The sequence below is a fragment of the Paragemmobacter ruber genome (assembly GCF_009908315.1).
GTDB lineage: Bacteria > Pseudomonadota > Alphaproteobacteria > Rhodobacterales > Rhodobacteraceae > Paragemmobacter > Paragemmobacter ruber.
In genome coordinates, this window is the sequence record NZ_JAAATW010000001.1 from 1,527,770 (window position 1) to 1,545,462 (window position 17,693).

21 protein-coding genes are annotated in these 17,693 nt (G+C 62.9%); 12 read left to right on the plus strand and 9 right to left on the minus strand.

The window, feature by feature from the left end; genetic code table 11:
• The gene (locus tag GU920_RS07440) at positions 1-999 is read left to right on the plus strand and encodes a hypothetical protein (RefSeq protein ID WP_161766282.1); all 999 of its coding nucleotides are present in this window, start codon (positions 1-3) and stop codon (positions 997-999) included.
• Entirely contained in the window at positions 999-2,093 is a 1,095-nt protein-coding gene (locus tag GU920_RS07445) for a flagellar basal body P-ring protein FlgI (protein ID WP_201743991.1), read from the plus strand. Before GU920_RS07440 ends, GU920_RS07445 begins: the two co-directional genes overlap by 1 nt.
• 14 nt (positions 2,094-2,107) lie before the next feature.
• Here GU920_RS07445 and fliP read toward each other — a convergent pair whose 3' ends face one another.
• Genes fliP through fliF form a run of 4 tightly spaced genes read right to left on the minus strand, consistent with a single transcriptional unit; the run spans position 2,108 to position 5,220 of the window.
• On the minus strand, positions 2,108-2,842 hold the full coding sequence (fliP, locus tag GU920_RS07450; RefSeq protein ID WP_394351536.1) for a flagellar type III secretion system pore protein FliP: 735 nt from the start codon (positions 2,840-2,842) through the stop codon (positions 2,108-2,110).
• Complete coding sequence (locus GU920_RS07455) at positions 2,839-3,096, minus strand: FliM/FliN family flagellar motor switch protein (RefSeq protein WP_161766284.1); 258 nt, start codon at positions 3,094-3,096, stop codon at positions 2,839-2,841. Before GU920_RS07455 ends, fliP begins: the two co-directional genes overlap by 4 nt.
• The gene (locus tag GU920_RS07460) at positions 3,086-3,685 is read right to left on the minus strand and encodes a FliH/SctL family protein (protein ID WP_161766285.1); all 600 of its coding nucleotides are present in this window, start codon (positions 3,683-3,685) and stop codon (positions 3,086-3,088) included. The genes GU920_RS07455 and GU920_RS07460 overlap by 11 nt, the downstream gene beginning before the upstream one ends.
• Positions 3,685-5,220, minus strand: coding sequence for a flagellar basal-body MS-ring/collar protein FliF (fliF, locus tag GU920_RS07465; protein ID WP_235933170.1), 1,536 nt, complete (start codon positions 5,218-5,220; stop codon positions 3,685-3,687). The genes GU920_RS07460 and fliF overlap by 1 nt, the downstream gene beginning before the upstream one ends.
• A 144-nt stretch (positions 5,221-5,364) precedes the next feature.
• Between fliF and GU920_RS07470 the strand changes: the two genes are divergently transcribed.
• The 10 genes from GU920_RS07470 (at position 5,365) to GU920_RS07515 (ending at position 14,573) form a co-directional block, all read left to right on the plus strand.
• Positions 5,365-5,838, plus strand: coding sequence for a flagellar basal body-associated FliL family protein (locus tag GU920_RS07470; RefSeq protein ID WP_161766287.1), 474 nt, complete (start codon positions 5,365-5,367; stop codon positions 5,836-5,838).
• 11 nt (positions 5,839-5,849) lie between these two features.
• Positions 5,850-6,200, plus strand: coding sequence for a hypothetical protein (locus GU920_RS07475; RefSeq protein ID WP_161766288.1), 351 nt, complete (start codon positions 5,850-5,852; stop codon positions 6,198-6,200).
• Positions 6,197-6,748 carry a MotE family protein gene (locus GU920_RS07480; protein WP_161766289.1) on the plus strand — a complete coding sequence of 184 codons (552 nt, stop codon included), beginning with the start codon at positions 6,197-6,199 and terminating at the stop codon, positions 6,746-6,748. The genes GU920_RS07475 and GU920_RS07480 overlap by 4 nt, the downstream gene beginning before the upstream one ends.
• A 13-nt stretch (positions 6,749-6,761) precedes the next feature.
• A complete protein-coding gene (gene motA, locus GU920_RS07485; protein WP_161766290.1) occupies positions 6,762-7,631 on the plus strand; it encodes a flagellar motor stator protein MotA in 870 nt (289 codons plus the stop codon).
• Positions 7,632-7,633: 2 nt separating this feature from the next.
• A complete protein-coding gene (locus tag GU920_RS07490) occupies positions 7,634-9,607 on the plus strand; it encodes a tetratricopeptide repeat protein (RefSeq protein ID WP_161766291.1) in 1,974 nt (657 codons plus the stop codon).
• A gap of 103 nt (positions 9,608-9,710) precedes the next feature.
• The gene (locus tag GU920_RS07495; RefSeq protein ID WP_161766292.1) at positions 9,711-10,370 is read left to right on the plus strand and encodes a transglycosylase SLT domain-containing protein; all 660 of its coding nucleotides are present in this window, start codon (positions 9,711-9,713) and stop codon (positions 10,368-10,370) included.
• An 11-nt stretch (positions 10,371-10,381) separates the two neighbouring features.
• Positions 10,382-12,448, plus strand: coding sequence for a flagellar biosynthesis protein FlhA (locus GU920_RS07500; protein ID WP_161766571.1), 2,067 nt, complete (start codon positions 10,382-10,384; stop codon positions 12,446-12,448).
• Complete coding sequence (locus GU920_RS07505; RefSeq protein WP_161766293.1) at positions 12,445-13,206, plus strand: flagellar biosynthetic protein FliR; 762 nt, start codon at positions 12,445-12,447, stop codon at positions 13,204-13,206. The genes GU920_RS07500 and GU920_RS07505 overlap by 4 nt, the downstream gene beginning before the upstream one ends.
• A 3-nt stretch (positions 13,207-13,209) precedes the next feature.
• Positions 13,210-14,262, plus strand: a complete 1,053-nt coding sequence (gene flhB, locus GU920_RS07510) for a flagellar type III secretion system protein FlhB (protein WP_161766294.1) — start codon at positions 13,210-13,212, stop codon at positions 14,260-14,262.
• Entirely contained in the window at positions 14,250-14,573 is a 324-nt protein-coding gene (locus GU920_RS07515) for a hypothetical protein (protein WP_161766295.1), read from the plus strand. The genes flhB and GU920_RS07515 overlap by 13 nt, the downstream gene beginning before the upstream one ends.
• 5 nt (positions 14,574-14,578) lie before the next feature.
• Here the strand turns inward: GU920_RS07515 and GU920_RS07520 are convergent, their stop codons facing one another.
• From GU920_RS07520 to GU920_RS07540, 5 genes are read right to left on the minus strand one after another with little or no spacing between them, the layout of a single operon-like run.
• The gene (locus GU920_RS07520) at positions 14,579-15,028 is read right to left on the minus strand and encodes a flagellar basal body-associated protein FliL (protein ID WP_161766296.1); all 450 of its coding nucleotides are present in this window, start codon (positions 15,026-15,028) and stop codon (positions 14,579-14,581) included.
• A gap of 2 nt (positions 15,029-15,030) precedes the next feature.
• Positions 15,031-15,747, minus strand: a complete 717-nt coding sequence (gene flgH, locus GU920_RS07525; protein ID WP_161766297.1) for a flagellar basal body L-ring protein FlgH — start codon at positions 15,745-15,747, stop codon at positions 15,031-15,033.
• The gene (flgA, locus tag GU920_RS07530; RefSeq protein ID WP_161766572.1) at positions 15,732-16,196 is read right to left on the minus strand and encodes a flagellar basal body P-ring formation chaperone FlgA; all 465 of its coding nucleotides are present in this window, start codon (positions 16,194-16,196) and stop codon (positions 15,732-15,734) included. Before flgA ends, flgH begins: the two co-directional genes overlap by 16 nt.
• Entirely contained in the window at positions 16,196-16,981 is a 786-nt protein-coding gene (flgG, locus tag GU920_RS07535) for a flagellar basal-body rod protein FlgG (RefSeq protein WP_161766298.1), read from the minus strand. Before flgG ends, flgA begins: the two co-directional genes overlap by 1 nt.
• 1 nt (position 16,982) lies before the next feature.
• Entirely contained in the window at positions 16,983-17,693 is a 711-nt protein-coding gene (locus GU920_RS07540) for a flagellar hook-basal body complex protein (RefSeq protein WP_161766299.1), read from the minus strand.

Genomic DNA, 17,693 nt, shown 5'->3' on the forward strand with positions numbered 1-17,693 from the left:
ATGACGACCGTGACCATAGGCGACATGGCCCAGCTTTTCCTGCTGCGCCGGAGCAATGCCGAAACCAGCCGGGAAATCGGCGCCCTCAGCGCAGATCTTGCGCGAGGGACGGCTTCGGATGTCGGCCGTCAGTTGGGCGGCAGAGTATCCTCACTTGCCGCCATCGAGACAGAACTCACCCGGATCGCGGCTTTCGGGCGTGTGGCGGATCAGGGCGCGCAACGCGCCACAGCGATGCAAACCGCTCTTGAACGGCTGTCTTCTGCCGCCGATAAAAGCGCGTCCGTGCTGCTCCGCGCTGCGCAGTCGGCGGATGCGCGCAGTCTCGGCATAGCGGCCCGTGACGCAAGGGCCGCATTCGAGGATGCGGTTGCTGCGCTCAACACGCGGTTTGCCGATCAAAGCCTGTTTTCCGGCACCGCAACCGATCGCAGACCGCTGCCTGAAGCCGATACGCTGCTCGCCGCGGCGAAGACGGCCATTGGCACCGGTGCCTCCGCTTCCGATGCAGCCACGGTGATTGAGGATTGGCTTTCCGATCCGGCGGGCTTTCTGACGCAGGTCTATTCTGGTTCTGCCGATGTCGCGGATCTTTCCGTGGGAACACAAGATGTTGTGCGCCTTGACGTCACAGCCGCTGATCCGGCTCTGCAAGCCACGCTGAAGGGGCTGCTTCTCGGGGCCCTCATGTCGGAACCGGGGTTCGATGATCGGTCGGGTCAGTTGGCATTGGCAAGCCTGGCGGGAACCGCCCTTCTTCAATCGTCGGGTGAACGGGTCATGCTGTCCGCGCGGATCGGCTCTTCCGAGGCGCGCATCGCCCAGTCCCAGGCCCGACAATCAGCCGAGGCGCTGGCCCTCGAACAGGCGCGGACAGACTTGATCGCGGTGGATGGCTATGACGTTGCCACCCGTCTGGAAGAGGCGCGCGCCCGGCTTGAGATGATCTACACCCTCACCGCGCGTCTGTCGCGCCTTTCACTTTCGGATTACTTGTGATGTTGCGTGCCACTGCGCTGTTTCTTTTCCTCGCTGGCCCGGCTTCGGCAGAGGTCATCCGCCTCAAGGATCTGGTCGAGGTGGATGGCGTCCGGGGCAATGATCTGGTGGGGTACGGTCTGGTTGTCGGCCTGAACGGCACAGGAGATGGCCTGCGCAACGCGCCATTCACCGAAGAGATCATGGCGAACCTGCTGGAACGCCTGGGTGCCAATGTCGCGGGTGAGGAGTTTCGTCCCCGGAACGTCGCCGCTGTCTTCGTCACTGCCTCGCTGCCACCCTTCGCACGCGCCGGATCGCGGATCGACGTCTCTGTTTCGGCGATCGGTGACGCATCCAGCCTGCAGGGCGGGACCCTGATCATGACGCCCCTGAATGGCGCGGATGGCGAAATCTACGCTGTCGCGCAGGGCGGGCTCATCGCAGGGGGTATTTCGGTCGAAGGCGAGGCTGCACGCGTGGTGCAAGGCGTGCCGACATCCGGCACCATCCCCTCGGGCGCGCGCGTGGAGCGAGAGGTCGATTTCGATTTCTCGGCAATGTCCACCTTGCGTCTAGCCCTGCGTGCGCCGGATTTCACCACAGCAGGGCGGATCGAGACGACGATCAACCGCGAGTTCGGGCGTCCCGTTGCGGCCATGCTGGACGCAGGGACTGTGGCGCTCGATCTTCGCGCGGCGCGCATGCCCTCACCCGCGCATGTGGTCGGCAGGATTGAGGGCCTGCCGGTGGAGGCTGAGACACGCGCCCGTGTCGTGGTCGATCAGCGGTCGGGTACCATCGTGATGGGGCGCGACGTGCGCATCAGCGCCGTTGCCGTGGCCCAGGGCGGCCTGACACTGCGGGTTGCCGAAACGCCGGTCGTGGTGCAGCCAAACCCCTTTGCCGAGGGAGAGACGATCACCGTACCCAGAACGGACGCACAGATTGAGTTGGAGCCCGGCACGGGTCTGGCTGAACTTCCGCCGGGGACATCACTCTCGGAGGTTGTCGCCGGCCTCAACGCGCTGGGCGTTGCACCGCACGACATGATCGACATCCTCAAAAGCATTCATGCCGCCGGGGCCTTGCATGCCGAACTGATTGTGAACTGATCCGGCCAGCTGCCTTACATATACCCACGCACCAAGGCGGCCGCGATCAGCGACCAGCCATCCGCAACCACGAAAAATGCAAGCTTGAAGGGCAGCGAAACAAAGGCGGGCGGCACCATCATCATACCCATCGCCATCAGGATCGCCGCAACCACCAGATCAATGATCAGGAAGGGCAGAAAGATCATGAAGCCGATTTCAAAGGCACGTGCCACTTCCGACAGCATGAAGGCAGGGATCAGGATCGACAGCGGTGCCTCAACCGCGGGCTGCAGGATGTCTGCATTCGGGCGAAGATCACGCAGGGCTGCGAAGGTATCGAGGTCAAGCCGCGCTGCCATGAAGATTCGAAATGGCCCCATGGCCGCATTGATCGCTTGGGCTGCGTCCATTTCTCCGCGGTTCAACGGCTCGATCCCCGCCGTCCAGGCATCGGCCAGCACGGGTTCCATGATGAACCATGTCAGGAAAAGGGAAAGACTGATCAGCAGCATGTTTGGTGGCGATTGCTGCAAGCCGATGGCTTGCCGCAGGATGGACAGCACGGTCACGATGAAAGGGAAACACGTGATGGTCACCGCGATTCCGGGTGCGAGGCTTAGCACGGTGATCAGCAGCATCAGCTGAACCGTCCGCGTCGACAAAAGCGGCCCTTCGCCGAGGTCGAGCGTCATTTCCTGAGCGACGCCGCCACTTGGCCAGATCGAAACCGCCAGGCAGGCGAGGAAAACCACCCGAAGGGCGCTCACAGCCCGCCTCCCGGGACGGCGACCTCTGTCAGGCGAACAGCAAGCTGCCCTGTCCCATCCTCTGCCTCCTGCAACTCGCCTCGTGCGATCAGTCGGTCGCCGATAAACAGTTCGACCGGATCGTCCACGCGCCGATCAAGCACAAGCACGGCTTCCCGCTCCAGCCGAAGCAGGTCTCGAACCAGAGGGCGCGCGCGGCCCACGGAAACGGCGATCTCGATGGGAACCTGGGTAAAGGGATTGTCATCCGGCATGGGCCTGCTCCGTTATCTGAAGTTCAAAGAAGTCTGAAATGGCCCGGGCGATGGCCGCCGAAGCAGCATCAAGGTCCACACGCGCCTCGGCCTTGGCCGTGGCAATCATGACCTGTCCCTCGTCAAGCTGCGGATCCACACGCAGGATCATCGGGATGCCTTGCGAGATCGGCGGCAGAAGACGCTCAACCAGATCGTGGACGTCCGGCGCGACACGAAGAAGCACTGGCGTATCAGCCAAGCGCTCTGCCAAAGGCATGAGTGTCTCTGCAATGACAGGCGCGAGGGAGGCGCGCGCAACCCTTGGCAACAATTGGGCAGCGACATCATTCAGAAAAGGCTCCAGAGACCGCAGGATGTGATGGCGCACCTCCTGGTATCCAAAGGCCAGCATCTGAAGGTTTCTTGTCGCTTCGGCTTCCCGCTCGGCGCGGGCATCGGATTGCGCTGTGACCGCATCCTCCCACCCGGCGCCATACCCCTCTTCATAGGCGCCGAGACGTATCTCTTCCTCCCGGTCGTTCCTGGTTGGGCTCACCTCGGGTTCGGCCTGTGCGCTGGTGAAATCCTCAAGCTTAAGCGGTGCCATCAGGCTCTGCCTCCGTCCGCATCCATCCAGGTTTTCAGGATCTCGAGCGACTCCGTCTGCCGTTCGCCGATCATTCGGCGCAGGCGGCTCACCGGATCTTCCGTCTCAAGGTGCGCTGGCCTGTCCCCACCGATAACAGGCAGATCGCCGGTATCGACGCCGTCCGCGATCTCTCCCGTAAGGACAGGGCCAAGCGGACGGGGCTCTCGCATCATCGGCGGAAGGGGCAACGCTGGTGGCGCTGCGCTTCGTGACTGTCGCAACGCCGGACGCAGCACAAACAGCGCGATCGCCAGAACCACCGCCGCGAGGATGGCAAAACCTGCGATCCGGGTCAGGTCCAGCCCCAGATCCGATGGTGCCGTGGCTTCTTCCGCCTGCGGAGCGACGATTTCCAGCGACTTCAAGGTAAGGACGTCACCCCGCGACTCGTCAATGCCCGCCGCCGAGGCAACAAGTTCGCGGAGGGCCGAAAGCTCCTCATCCGACCGGGGCTGCCACGTCTGGCTTCCGTCCTCACTGGCGATCCGTTCTCCGTCAACGAGAACCGCCACGCTCAACCGGCGGATATCGCCGGGCACGCGCGTCACCTCGCGCCGCGTCTCGCTCAGCTCGTAATCAACGCGCTCACGGCTTTCCTGCGATTGTGTTGCGGTTCCTGCTTCACTTCCGGCATCGCCATCGGGCAGGTTCGACGCAACGGTGACTTCTCCTCCCGCCTGATTCTCCGATCCGCTTGAACTTTCCGTCTCCGTGCTTGTGGCGACACGCCCCTGGGGATCAATGCGGCGCTCTGACAGCAGTTCACTTTCCGTGACCAGATCGACCGAAACCTCAACCACCGCGCGTCCCGGGCCGACCCGCGCGGCCAAGAGCCTTTCGACATTCTGCCGGATTGCCGTGGCTCGATCGGCGGCATTGCCCTGAGACAGGCCCCCGTCCTCCACAGGAATAAGGCCTTGCACGGCATCAATCACGGCAACCTTGTCAGGGCTCAACCCCGTGATGGCTGAGGCAACGAGATGCCGCAACGCGCGGGCCTGAGCGGGCGAAAGGCCGCCTGCCGTGGTCACAAAGACGCTGGCACTGGGCGCGGAACCCATGTCGAACGGCCGATCCGACCCACGCGCGATGTGCACGCGCGCGGCACGAATCTGTGGATTGGCAAGGATTGTTCGCGCAAGCTCTCCCTCAACCGCGCGGCTCCATGCGGCATCAAACATCTGGGCCGTCGTCCCGAAGCCCGAGAGCGAATCGAGCAGCTCGTATCCTGCGCCGCCCTGCGACGGCAGGCCTTCTGCCGCCAGTTCCAGACGCAGCGCATCGCGCTGATCCGACGGGACATGGATCGCCGTTCCCTTGATTTCATAGGCCACATCGCGCGATTCGAGCGCGGCGACGATCTCTCCGGCAGTGTTCGCTTCCAGACCTGAATAAAGCAGCGCCATAGACGGCGCTGCCGCCATGCGGCCCAGCATCAAAACCATGACGAACATAGCCAAACTCGCCCCGATGGCCAGAGCTCGACGGCGCATGTCCAATGCAGACCAAACGGAAACCAACTGATTCACAGGCAACCCCAGACTTCTGTCTTGGGCCCAGAATTCCTGATGGGACTTAATAATCGGTTAGGGGCAAACGGCTAAGACGGTCGGCATCGCAGAAGTGGAGGATCCCCGATGTCGGATGCCGTGCAGCCAGATGAACCGCCCGCAGGTCGCAGCAAGCTGCCTCTCATGATGGGGCTGGTGCTGGCGCTTCTCTTGGGCGCTGGCGGGTTCTTCGTTACCAATTCCGGTCTTATCGGCCCCCGGTCGGAGGTGGTGGGAACCGATCCCCCGGCCGATCTTCCGGAAATCGCCTTCCTTCCGGTGGCACCGGTCACCATCTCCATGCCCGGTTTGGCGTCTGATTCGCACTTGCGCTTCACCGCGCAGCTAGAGGTGGTTTCGGCTCACGCGGGCGAGGTTGAACTGCTGATGCCGCGGATCGTCGATGTCTTGAACGGCTATCTTCGGGCCGTTCAACCCGCAAGTCTGCAGGAGGCCGGCGCCCTCATCCGGATCCGGGCCCAACTTCTTAGGCGGATCCAGATCGTCACCGGCGAAGGGCGCGTCCGGGATCTGCTGGTGACCGAATTCCTCTTCAGCTGAAAGGTCTGATCGTGGATATACTCGCTGATATCCTGCTTGCTGCGGGGGCCTTGGGTGCCGGGCTCTATTGCCATATCCTCTCCGGTCGGCTGAAGCGTTTCAACACGCTGGAGCATGGCATGGGCGGCGCAATCGCCGTTCTTTCCCAACAGGTTGATGAAATGACCCGCGCCTTGGAACAGGCGCGCGGTGCGGCCATCGGATCGTCCGACAGGCTGTCCGAACTTGTGGATCGGGCCGAGGCGGCCGGCGCCAGGATCGATCTTCTGCTCTCTTCACTGCACGACTTGCCCGACGCGGATGAAAACGCGCGTCGCGTGCGGTTCGTGCGCCGTCGACGTGAGATGGAGGCCGCCGAATGATGCGGTTTCCGCGCCTGACCTTCACCCTCATTGCCGTCCTCCTTGCCGCATCCGGCGCACTTCGGATCGGCTTTGGCGTGGGCACGGCCCTGGCCCGCGCGCCTGAGGAGGCAGAGGTTGCCAGTCCCGCCGAATGTCCGGCGCCGCCTGTAGCCCTGGCGCAGGCGCTGTCAGATCGTGAGGCGCGCCTGTCGCAGCGCGAAGATGCGCTGGAAGAGCGTCTTGCTGCACTCGACCTCGCCGAGGCGGCGATAGAAACGCGTCTGCAAGAGCTGCGGCAGGCCGAGGCGGACCTGGACCGTGTGGTCACGCTGTCCGACGGCGCGGCCGAGCAGGATCTGACCCGCCTCACCGCCGTCTACGAGGCGATGAAACCAGCCGATACCGCCCGTCTCCTTTCGGCAATGCCGGTTGAATTTGCTGCCGGCTTTCTCGGCCGGATGCGCCCCGAGGCGGCGGCCGCCGCCCTTGCCGGTATGGAGCCTGACACGGCCTTCGCCATCACGGCCCTGATTGCCGGGCGCAACGCCCTGGCACCGACCGAATGAAAGGACCCACACCGTGTTCGGCATCATCGGTATCGCAGTGATCATCATCATGGTCTTCGGTGGCTACATGGCCGCGGGGGGCAAGATGGGAATCATCCTGAAGGCGCTTCCGTTCGAAATGGCGATGATTGGTGGGGCCGCCGTCGGGGCATTCCTCTTGTCCAACGACAAGGCGACGGTGAAGCACACCCTTCACGATATCCCGAAGGTTTTCCGCGGCGCCAAATGGCAGCCGGACGACTATCGCGATCTGCTGTGCCTTCTGTTTGAACTCCTGCGCCTGTCACGGGAAAACCCCGTTGCCCTGGAAGAGCATATCGAGGCTCCGGATAACTCCGCGATCTTCGCCCGTTACCCTCGCATCCGCGATGACCACGATGCTTCCGAACTCATCTGCGATACGTTGCGGGCGCGCACCATGAATTATGACGACCCCCATCAGGTCGAAGAGGTGCTGGACAAGCGCATGGAGGCGGCGCTTCACCACGCGCAACATTCCAGCCATGCGCTTCAGGCGACGGCGGATGCGTTGCCGGCCCTCGGGATCGTTGCTGCGGTTCTGGGCGTTATCAAGACGATGGGTTCGATTGACCAACCTCCCGAAGTGCTTGGAAAAATGATCGGCGGTGCACTTGTCGGCACATTCCTCGGCGTGTTCCTCGCCTACGGTATTGTCGGGCCCTTTGCTTCTCGTCTCAAGGCCGTTGCAGATGAAGAGGCCCAGTTCTACCGACTGATCCGCGAGGTACTTGTCGCCAGCCTGCACAATCATCCTCCGACCTTGTGCATCGAAGTGGGCCGTCAGAATACGCCACACCCGGTGCGCCCCCGCTTCGGCGATCTCGAGCAGGCCTTGCGCGCCCTCAAGGCAGAGGCCGCCTGAAGATGCGTTTCCTGCTTGCTATCTTGGTCATCTTTACTCTGCGACCGGCTGTCGCGCAGACGGTCGCCGTGACGACCGGCGACCATGCAAGCTTTACGCGCTTGGTTCTCACGCTTCCGGCCGCAACGGATTGGACGCTTGGCCGTACGCAGGATGGTTACATCTTTCGGGTCGCCGGCGCGCAGCCCGGCTATGACCTAAGTCAGGTATTTCAGCGGATTTCCCGCGCCCGCCTGTCTGCAATCTGGGCTGATCCAGAGGATGGAAGCCTGCGACTGGGCGTGGGCTGCCCATGCCATGCACTTCCCTTCGAGTTTCGCCCGGGTACCGTTGTGATTGATCTGAAGGATGGTCCACCACCGCCCGGATCTTCCTTCGAGCTCACCCTTGACGGAGAGGCCCTTGCCGCCTTGACACCGAAAACTCCACCACGGCCAAAACCGCGCGCGACGCAGATCCCCTCCCCCTTCGTCTGGCACCGCCTTGCGCTTGAAGCGGCCCGCCCGGGCGAACCGATCGCACCCGCACCCGCGCCGAAAGCGCCTGACCCGGCCCTGCTCGCGCTGCGGGAAGACCTTTTGATGGAATTCAGCCGCTCTGCCGCCGAGGGCTTGATTGATCCCGCGCGTCCCTCACAGGGAAATCCCCCGTCTCGGATGCGGTCCGCATCCGTACCTATCAACCTGCGTCTCGGCGAACCTCTGGACGCGCGAACAGGCCTGGCTCTTCCGCGCAGCATGGCCGCACAGGGGCAGACCTGTCCGGACGACCAAAGCCTTGCCCTCGCGGAATGGGGCGACGGGCGCCCGATCCCGGTCCAGATGGCAGAAGCCATGGCCGATCTTACGGGTGAGTTTGACGAGCCGGATCCCGCTGCGGTTTCGCGCGCGGTCCGCTTCCTGCTGCATGTCGGCTTCGGGGCGGAGGCCGCTGCCTTGCTCAAGGCATTGCCCGTGGATCACCCCGATGCGTCTTTATGGCAGTCACTCGCCCGTCTGGTGGATGGCGATGAAGATCCGAATGGCGCCTTTCGCGCTCTCGCCGCCTGCGACAGTCCTGCCGCGCTCTGGGCGGCTTTGGCAGACCGGTCGCTGTCTGCGGCTGACATCAATACCACGGCCCTGCTCCGGGCGTTTTCGGCCTTACCTCCGCAGCTGCGTCAGTCGCTCGGTCCCGATCTCGCTGAAAGCTTTCTTCAAAAGGGTGATCGCAACACCGCAACTGCCCTGCATGACGCGCTTTCCCGTCTGCCCGGACTACAGGATCCGCGCAGCAGGATCCTTGCCTCGCGCATCGCCTCTGCCTATGGCGCTACACCCGACGCGACAGAAGCGCTGCAAGCGGTTCTCGAAGATCCCGGCCCGGCGCAGCTAGAGGCGCTTGTCACCTTGGTCGAACTGCATGCCGCTGAAGGTCGCCCTCTTGATCCAGCGCAGGCCGATGCCTTGGCGGCGTTCCTATCCCAGGCTGCGTCTACACCGATGCAGTCCGATGTCGCGCGGGCACATGTTCTTGCGCTTGCCCTGACAGACCGGTTCGATGCCGCTTTCAGCGCTTTGCCGCAGGCTCCGGATGCAACGGCGGATCTGTGGCGCCTCTTGTCCCTCGGCTCGGACAGCGCGCTGTTGCATCACGCCATCGGTTCGCAAGGTGACGGCGTTCCCCCTGCCGTGCGAGAGGTGATTGCCACCCGTCTGCACGATCTGGGTTTTCCTGAAGAGGCCGCCGCATGGATGCCCGGTCGTCAAGCAGACACGCCCCCTGCTTCAACGACCGAGCAAAGCGCAATACTTGCCCGAGATTGGGGTGCCTTGGACGAAGCGGCGCCGGCGCCATGGCAATCCCTTGCCGCGCAGCTTGACCCGATACCACCCACGGATGCCCAACCGCTCGCCCGCGGCCGCGCCCTCACGGCCTCCAGCGCAGAGACCCGCGCCGCAATTTCGGCCTTGTTAGACACAGTTCCTGCGCCCTGAGACCTGACCTGCTGCTTTCCGCACGTTGACCCTTCGGAAAGAAGTTTGGGCTACGCCTGACGCCAACACGCCCTCTGCGCCCCCGAATCGGAGCATTCATCCTGTGAAACAGGTGGCCTCATTCCTGCTGCTGATCATGATCTGTTCCCCCGTCATGGCGCGGACGGAGTGTGACCTGGCAGCACATCACGCCGCAGCAGAGACGGGCGTTTCCGTAGATCTGTTGATGGCCATCACCCGAACCGAAACACAGCATCGCGGCGCGTCCTGGCCCTGGACATTGAATCATCAGGGAGAGGGCTACTGGTTCGAAACAAAGGATCAGGCAACCACTGCGGCAGAGTCTGTCCTGTCCGCCGGCGATCATATTGATCTTGGCTGTTTCCAGATCAACACCCGCTGGCATCTGAACGAGTTTGCATCCGTCGCAGCCATGCTCGACCCTGTCGAGAATGCCCTTTACGCGGCGCGCTATCTTCAGTCGCTACATTCAGAAACCGGGGATTGGGATCTCGCGGTGGCCGCCTACCATTCGCGCGATGCGGTGCGGGGCGCAGCATATCTTGATCGGGTCCGCGCCGCTCACAAAGTGCTACAACACGGAGACGCGCCCAACGATTGGGCACCCGCAACCGATCCAGATCAAGCCCCGCTTCGCAACCGCCGGAACAGGTTTCCCCTGCTGCTTGCGGGTGATCCGGCAAGTCCGAGCACCATCGTGCCAACACTGTCGGGCAGGACGCCCCTCGTGGGTTCGCCCTGATGTTGCAGCGTATGTCCCTACCCGCGCGACTGCGCGTTCAGCCCACGGTCATCCTTGCGCTCGCGCTCATGACCGTGATTGCCATGATGGTGCTTCCCGTGCCTGCTTGGCTTTTGGATATCGGGCTCGCCTTGTCCTTCGCGCTTGCGATCCTGATGCTCACGGTGGCGCTGTTCATCGAACGCCCGCTCGATTTCTCTGCATTCCCGACGATCCTGCTTGCCTCGCTGCTGCTGCGACTTGCACTGAATGTCGCTTCGACGAAACTGATCATCTCGCAAGGGCACACCGGTACCGATGCCGCCGGTCACGTGATCGAAGCCTTCGCCGAATTCGTGATGGGCGGCGATCTGGTGCTTGGCCTCGTTATCTTTGTCGTGATCCTGATCGTTAACTTTCTTGTGATCACAAAGGGCGCGGGCCGCATGGCCGAAGTGGGTGCGCGGTTTGCGTTGGATGGGTTGCCAGGGCGGCAACTGGCCATTGATGCGGATGTCGCCGCGGGCGCGATTGATCACGCCGAGGCGAAACTCCGGCGCGAACGTGAACTTGCGGAAACGAGCTTCTTTGGCTCGCTTGATGGGGCTTCAAAGTTCGTAAAGGGCGATGCCATCGCCGGCCTTGTGATTACGGCAATCAATCTGATCGTCGGCCTTTGTGTCGGGGTATTCGGGCATGATCTTCCTTTCGGTCAGGCGCTCGAGACCTATACCATCCTGACCGTGGGCGACGGCCTGGTCACCCAGATACCCGCGGTGATCATCTCGGTTGCCGCCGCGTTGCTCATGGCGCGGGGTGGTGGAACCGGGGCGGCGGATGTTGCCTTCTTCGCCCAGCTCAGCCGTTATCCGGCGGCCTTGCTTACGGTTGCTGGCCTTCTTGCGGCCTTTGCCCTCGTGCCCGGTCTTCCCATCATCCCATTTCTGACTGGTGCAATCCTCATCGGCTACATGGGCTGGCGTCGCTTGAACCTTCCCCCGCCGACGATCGTTGAACCGGTTCCTGCCGGTCCTCCGCCGCCGCGCCCGATGGGTGACATGTTGGATTTCGACGAAATCCACGTCGAGTTTGCCTCTGACCTTGTTGCCATGGCGCTCGACCCTGCAACCGGTCTGGACCGGCGCGTCGGCAACATGCGCAATCACATCGCGACCGGTTTCGGCTTCATCCTGCCCGAGATCCGGCTCACCGATGAGCCGAGCCTTGCTGCGGGACAGTATCGCATCAGGATCCAGGGGGTGGAGCGTGTGCGCGATCGTCTCATGGCGGATCGCGTGCTGGTGCTTCTCGTCGATGGTGTGCCTGCTCCCCCGGGGGTCGATGTGCGTGAACCGGTTTTCGGCGCTCCGGCACGTTGGATCATGCCGGACGCGCAGGAAACGGCGGCCCTCTCCGGCCTGACAACCGTTTCACCCGCAGAGGTCCTGTCGACACATCTGCTGGAAACCATCCGTGCCAATCTGTCCCGCCTCCTTTCGCTGCGCGGATTGCGCCGCCTGCTGGATGAGTTCGCCAATGTCTCTGATCCCGCGCGTGCGCAGATGAACCGCCGTCTGCTGGATGAAATGATACCGGAGAAAGTCGCTCCAGAAACGCTGTTGGCAACGCTGCGTCTCTTGCTGGACGAGCGGGTTTCGATCCGCAACCTGCCCCTGATCCTCGAAGCTATTGCCGAAGCGCGATCCCTGCCATCGGCAGAGGCGATCTGCGACCATGTGCGACAGCGTCTCGGTTTTCAGATCACGGCCGAACTGCGACGTGATGACGGAACCATTCCATTGATCCAGCTTGCGCCGGAATGGGAAAGAACCTTCACGCAATACCAGTTGGATCAGGGCCCCGTGGCGGGAGACGTGGCTCTGCCACCCGACATGTTCTCGCGGCTGGCCAATGCAATTGCCGAACGGCTCGGCAAGGTGACGGAAGCGGGAACCCAACCCGCCCTCGTCACCTCTGCGCGGCGCCGCCGGTTCTTGCGAAACGTCCTTGCCGCAAAAGGCGTATCGGCACCGGTTCTGTCTTACGAAGAGATCGGTCTTGAGGCACGCCCCGCCATTCTTGGCCAGGTCCCTGCATGATAGAACTGGCAACCCTCTTCGTCGAACAGGTCCAGGCCCTGCTCCGCCCGGCCACACTGGTCTTTCTACGGGTTGGCGCCGCAGTGGCGATCCTTCCCGGGTTCGGCGAACAGGCCATCCCGGCGCGCATCCGCCTGGCGGCGGCGCTTGCCTTCACGGCCGTCATCCTGCCCGCCGTTGCTGGACGATACCGGGGTGACGACATCCTTCTTCCTGCCGCGGCAGAGGTGTCTGCAGGCTTGCTGATCGGCCTGTCGCTTCGCCTCTTGATCCTCGGATTGCAGACCGCAGCCGCCATTTCCGCACAATCCGCGTCACTATCCCAGTTCTTCGCCAGCGCAGGGTCGGAGCCTCAGCCCGCGCTCGGTATTCTCTTCACGCTTGCGGCGACCGCTCTCGCGCTTCAGGCCGGATTGCATGTCAAGCTGGCGGCCTACCTGATCCTGTCCTACGATGTTCTTCCAGCCGGTCGCATGGTAGCGGGCGCGGATGTCATGGCTTGGGGAGTTGGGAACGTCGCCCGCGCAACCGCGCTGGCCTTCTCGCTGGCCCTTCCCTTTGTGATGGCTGCCCTTCTTTGGAATGTGGCTTTGGGCGCGGTCAATCGCGCCATGCCGCAACTGATGGTCACCTTCATCGGCGCTCCGGCCCTGTCGATCGGGGCCCTTGCCCTCGCGGCGGTCATCACGCCTGTCATCCTTTTCATCTGGCTTCGGGCGCTGGATGCCCAACTCGTCACGCCCTTTGGTACGGGGTGACAGATGGATGAGGAAAGCGACGACAAACCGTATGATCCTTCCGAGAAACGGCTTAGCGATCTGCGGGAAAAGGGCCAGATCCCCCGATCTCAGGACCTTCTGACCGCTGCGGCCTATGCCGGCTTTGTCCTATCCGCCGTTTTCCTTGGTCCAGGCGCACTGCTCTCCATGGCGGAAACCGGTATGCTTTTCCTGGCGCGGCCAGAGTGGGGAAATGCCATCGGCTCTTCCCTGGCCATGGTGGTGGCCGTTTTGCCTATCGTTCTCGTGCCGGCGCTGCCCGTAGTTGCGGGGCTCGTGATCCTGCGGGGGATCGTCTTCACGCCAGAAAACCTCGCACCGAAACTGTCCCGGACTGATCCCCTGGCAGCAGCTCGCCAGCGATTTGGACCTGATGGTCTGGTGGAGTTCGCCAAAGGCGCCGTAAAGCTGGTGCTCGTGGCGGGCCTTCTCGCGTGGTTTCTCAAGGGCGAAGCCGACACGCTCCTCACCGTTCCGTGGCTTGACCCCGGGCAAGGCAGCGCCCTGATGGCAGGAATGCTCCTCCAGTTCCTCATGCTCATCTGCGCTCTCGCTGCGGTTCTCGGCCTTGTTGATTACCTCTGGCAGGTCTATCGCCACCGTCAGCGCAACAGGATGTCGCGTCAGGAACTGCTTGACGAACACCGCGAGACGGAGGGTGACCCGCAGGCCCGCGCGGCCCGTCGTCAGCGCGGCCAGGACATCGCGATGAATCGCATGCTTGCGGATATTCCCAAGGCGGATGTGATCGTGGTCAATCCGACGCATTATGCCGTGGCACTGAAATGGAACCGGGCAAAGCGGCAAGCGCCGATCTGTCTCGCCAAAGGGGTGGATCAAACGGCCGCGCGAATCCGCGACATCGCACGCGAACACAACATACCGATCCATTCCGATCCCCCGACGGCGCGCGCCTTGTTCGCGACGGTCGAGGTCGGCGATCAGATTCGGCCAGATCATTATCGCGCTGTTGCCGTTGCCATTCGATTTGCTGAGGCCATGCGCAAGAAACGGGCAAGACGGTGGAGATCATGACCATAAGAAATCACCGCCTTTTGCAGGCTGCCGCGTTGGTGCGGGATTTTCGGCTTGGGCAAGTCGCTCAGGCCCATCGGGCGCTTTTGCTCAGCCGCACCCGCGCCGCGGCGCTTGCCCCTGAACCTGTTTCGGGCGCGGATCCCGCGCTGCACGCGGCTGCCCTTCAGCATCAGATTTGGGCCGAAGGGCGCCGACGGACGCTGGAATCCATCATGGCGTATCAGGAACAGGTCCTTTCAAACGAAAGGGACCTGGCCGCGCGGGCGATTGCCCGTCAGCGCGTAATCGAACGATTATTCATGAAATGATGCTGTCAGGTATCCTGACGCACAATGTCGCCGATCAGGACATCGGTGACCACCCCAGGCATCACCACCGATGCTGCTTCGAACAAAGCCATCCGCAGCGGCACAAGGTTCGCTGAATCGGTAAAAGAGCCACGAAATCCGCCGGAGTTTGCATGGTTGAAGAGAACCTGCAGAAACTCATCCCGCAGTTTCGGCTCGTTCTGATATACCAGTTCGGTCGCACCCTCGCTGACCTCGAGGCTTAAGGAAAGCACTACTAGGCTGACGACAGCACCGTCTTCAAGCACAGGAACGATGAACTGGTTGGCAAGCTTTGCATATTCTGGCGGTGCCGCAGGTTCTTCCGCGTCTTCCGCAGTTGTGGCCGTCGCATCTTTACGGAGAAAATAGCCCGCACCGGCCCCAACCCCGAGGCCAAACATTCCAAGCACGACCGGAAGGATGAGCTTTTTCATGATCAGAACGGCAGGATGATATCGGTGATCTGTTGACCGTAGCGAGGTTGCTGCACATCGGTGATCTGACCCCGGCCGCCATAGGAAATGCGCGCCCCTGCGATCTTGTCATAGGTGATTTCATTCTGGCGGGAAATGTCGACGGGCCGAACATAACCGGTCAGGATCAACTCCCTCAGTTCGAAATTCACGCGCACTTCCTGTTGCCCTTCAATCCGCAATACACCGTTTGGCAATTCTTCCACGACAGTTGCCGCGATCCGCAGCGTCAGCCGCTCCTGTCGCACAACCGATCCCTCGCCCTGATAGCTTGAGGCAGAACTGACCTCCGCCGCTTCGGCCATGCTGGCCCCCTCAGGCAATTCGCGGTCCAGACGCTGCGGCAGGCCCAGCAGCGACGGAATTCCCATCTCCTCGTCCGAGCTTCGGCTGCGCCCGGAGGAATTGTTGATGCGTGCGCTGTCGTCGATTTCGATCACGACGGTCAGGATATCACCGCGCTGGGCGGCACGCCGATCCCCGAACAGCGCCCCCCTCTCCGAACTCCATAGCGAGGAGGGTGCACCCGGACCATCGGGATCGGAGCTTTCAGGGAGTGGGGCTGAATACATCGCGTGATGCTGGGTTGAACCTTCAAGCGGCGAAAAGCCGGGTGCGCGACCCACTTCCTCCAAACGGCCACATCCTGCCGCAACAGTCACGATCAGCAGCCAGCGCATGCGTCATCCCCCACGGCCACATTGCCATCCGCCATCACGCGGCCAGAAACCACGGTCTTGGACCCAAGGCTGATGACACGGATCACCTCGCCCGCACCGCCCTTGTCCAGCGCCCGCCCTTCCGCAGCGATTTCCAACCCCCCGCGCAGATAGCGCATCTGCACGATCGCATTTCGCCCGATCAGGATGGGCGGACCCACATCACTGGCCAGTATCGGACGCCCTGGATAGATCGTCCGTCGGGCCTGCAGGCCGATGGCCTGCGCGGGATCGACCAGCGCGCCGGGAATGGCAGCCTCTACCACCGCCATGTCCGCCGATGACAAGGTGCTCTGCGCCGCGATGACGCGGGTCGCGACAAGGCTTTCGGCACCTTGTGCCGCCAGCGCGCCGATGGTCGCCGATCCGAACAGACTGATCAAACAGGCAAGGACGCTTTCGGCCTTCATCATCGCACCTGTGTTGTGGCGGCCAGCATCTGGTCTGCGGCGGTCAGCACCTTGGCATTCAGTTCGTACCCGCGCTGCGCCTTGATCAGTTCGGTCACCTCGCGCACGGCATCGACGGAACTTTCCTCCAGATAGCCCTGCCGCAAGGTGCCCAGCCCATCGACGCCGGGCGTCCCGGGCAAGGGTGGGCCCGATGCAGCACTTTCCATAAAGAGGTTGGATCCGATCGCCTCTAACCCCTTCTCGTTCGTGAAGCCGGTCAAGGTGATCTGGCCCAATTGTTCAGGGTCGGTCCGATCGGCGAAATAGGCCCAAACTTCGCCCGCCGCATTGATCGAAAGACTGCGCGTCTCGGGCGGGATCGTGATGCCCGGTGCCACGGCATGGCCGTCCGCCGTGACGATCAGCCCATCAGCGCTGCGCCGAAGCGCTCCGTCGCGCGTGTAGCCGGCAAGGCCCGAGGGCAGCGTCACCTCAAGGTAACCCTGTCCCTCGATCGCAAGATCAAGATCGCCACCCGTTTCCGAGAAGGTTCCCTGCGACAGAACGACAGAGACCGCGGCCGGTCGCACCCCCATGCCCAACTGGATGCCGGTTGGAAGCATCGTCCCGTCTTCGGCCGTCACCGTGCCCGGGCGCGCAATCTGATCATAGTGAAGGTCAGCAAAATCCGCGCGGCGGGCATTATACCCGGTGGTCGACATGTTGGCGAGGTTGTGGGACACCACATCAACGCGCATCTGCTGTGCCGCCATCCCTGTGGCGGCGATCTGCAAGGCCTTCATATCACTCTCCGATCGTGCGGATCATGCCGCGCATCCGTTCGTCTTCGCGGTCAAGGAAGCTCTGCCCCATCTCGTAGGCGCGCTGCACCTCGATCATCCGGGCGACCTCGGTCACCGGGTCGACGTTGCTTTCTTCCAACGCACCCTGAACCAGATCGGCACCCTCTGCGGGTGCGGTCTGACCAGCAGAGAACAGTGTCCCCGCGTCGTGTCGAAGGGTCAGCGGGTCTTCGGGCAGCCACAGGCCGATCCGCGCCACCGGCGCGCCATCGGCGGTCAGCGTGCCATCTCGCCCCAGCATCACCTGCCGCGCACCGGGCGGCAGCACCACCGGCGCACCCCCGGCATCAAGAAGGCGATCTCCGTTCGCTGTCGCCAGGCTGCCATCGGCCCCGGGCGTGAAGGCCCCCGCGCGCGTCAGCCGATCGCCATCCGGTGTCTGCAGCAGGAAGAAACCCTCGCCGCGGATGGCGAAATCGAACTGCCCGCCGGTTTGAACCAGCCCGCCTTCGGCAAGATCTATCTGTCGTGTTCCGCCCAGCGCCATCGAAAGCGAAGGCGCCTCTCCCGCCCGGCGCACGTATTCCGAGAAAATCACCCCCTCACGCCGAAAGCCGTTGGTCGCGCTGTTGGCGATGTTGTTTGCCACCACCTGCATTTCGCGCATCAGTCCGGATTGGCGGGTCAGTGTGACGTAACCGGTTGCCTCCAT

Excerpts from the sequence above, each read along its gene's own strand:
- flhB (WP_161766294.1), top strand. The coding sequence starts at position 13,210 with ATGGATGAGGAAAGCGACGACAAACCGTATGATCCTTCCGAGAAACGG.
- GU920_RS07505 (WP_161766293.1), top strand. The coding sequence starts at position 12,445 with ATGATAGAACTGGCAACCCTCTTCGTCGAACAGGTCCAGGCCCTGCTC.
- flgH (WP_161766297.1), bottom strand. The coding sequence starts at position 15,747 with ATGCGCTGGCTGCTGATCGTGACTGTTGCGGCAGGATGTGGCCGTTTG.
- GU920_RS07480 (WP_161766289.1), top strand. The coding sequence starts at position 6,197 with ATGATGCGGTTTCCGCGCCTGACCTTCACCCTCATTGCCGTCCTCCTT.
- flgA (WP_161766572.1), bottom strand. The coding sequence starts at position 16,196 with ATGAAGGCCGAAAGCGTCCTTGCCTGTTTGATCAGTCTGTTCGGATCG.
- GU920_RS07540 (WP_161766299.1), bottom strand. The coding sequence starts at position 17,693 with ATGGAGGCAACCGGTTACGTCACACTGACCCGCCAATCCGGACTGATG.
- GU920_RS07520 (WP_161766296.1), bottom strand. The coding sequence starts at position 15,028 with ATGAAAAAGCTCATCCTTCCGGTCGTGCTTGGAATGTTTGGCCTCGGG.
- GU920_RS07470 (WP_161766287.1), top strand. The coding sequence starts at position 5,365 with ATGTCGGATGCCGTGCAGCCAGATGAACCGCCCGCAGGTCGCAGCAAG.
- GU920_RS07500 (WP_161766571.1), top strand. The coding sequence starts at position 10,382 with ATGTCCCTACCCGCGCGACTGCGCGTTCAGCCCACGGTCATCCTTGCG.
- GU920_RS07460 (WP_161766285.1), bottom strand. The coding sequence starts at position 3,685 with ATGGCACCGCTTAAGCTTGAGGATTTCACCAGCGCACAGGCCGAACCC.
- GU920_RS07440 (WP_161766282.1), top strand. The coding sequence starts at position 1 with ATGACGACCGTGACCATAGGCGACATGGCCCAGCTTTTCCTGCTGCGC.
- GU920_RS07455 (WP_161766284.1), bottom strand. The coding sequence starts at position 3,096 with ATGCCGGATGACAATCCCTTTACCCAGGTTCCCATCGAGATCGCCGTT.
- fliF (WP_235933170.1), bottom strand. The coding sequence starts at position 5,220 with ATGCGCCGTCGAGCTCTGGCCATCGGGGCGAGTTTGGCTATGTTCGTC.
- flgG (WP_161766298.1), bottom strand. The coding sequence starts at position 16,981 with ATGAAGGCCTTGCAGATCGCCGCCACAGGGATGGCGGCACAGCAGATG.
- GU920_RS07490 (WP_161766291.1), top strand. The coding sequence starts at position 7,634 with ATGCGTTTCCTGCTTGCTATCTTGGTCATCTTTACTCTGCGACCGGCT.
- GU920_RS07445 (WP_201743991.1), top strand. The coding sequence starts at position 999 with ATGTTGCGTGCCACTGCGCTGTTTCTTTTCCTCGCTGGCCCGGCTTCG.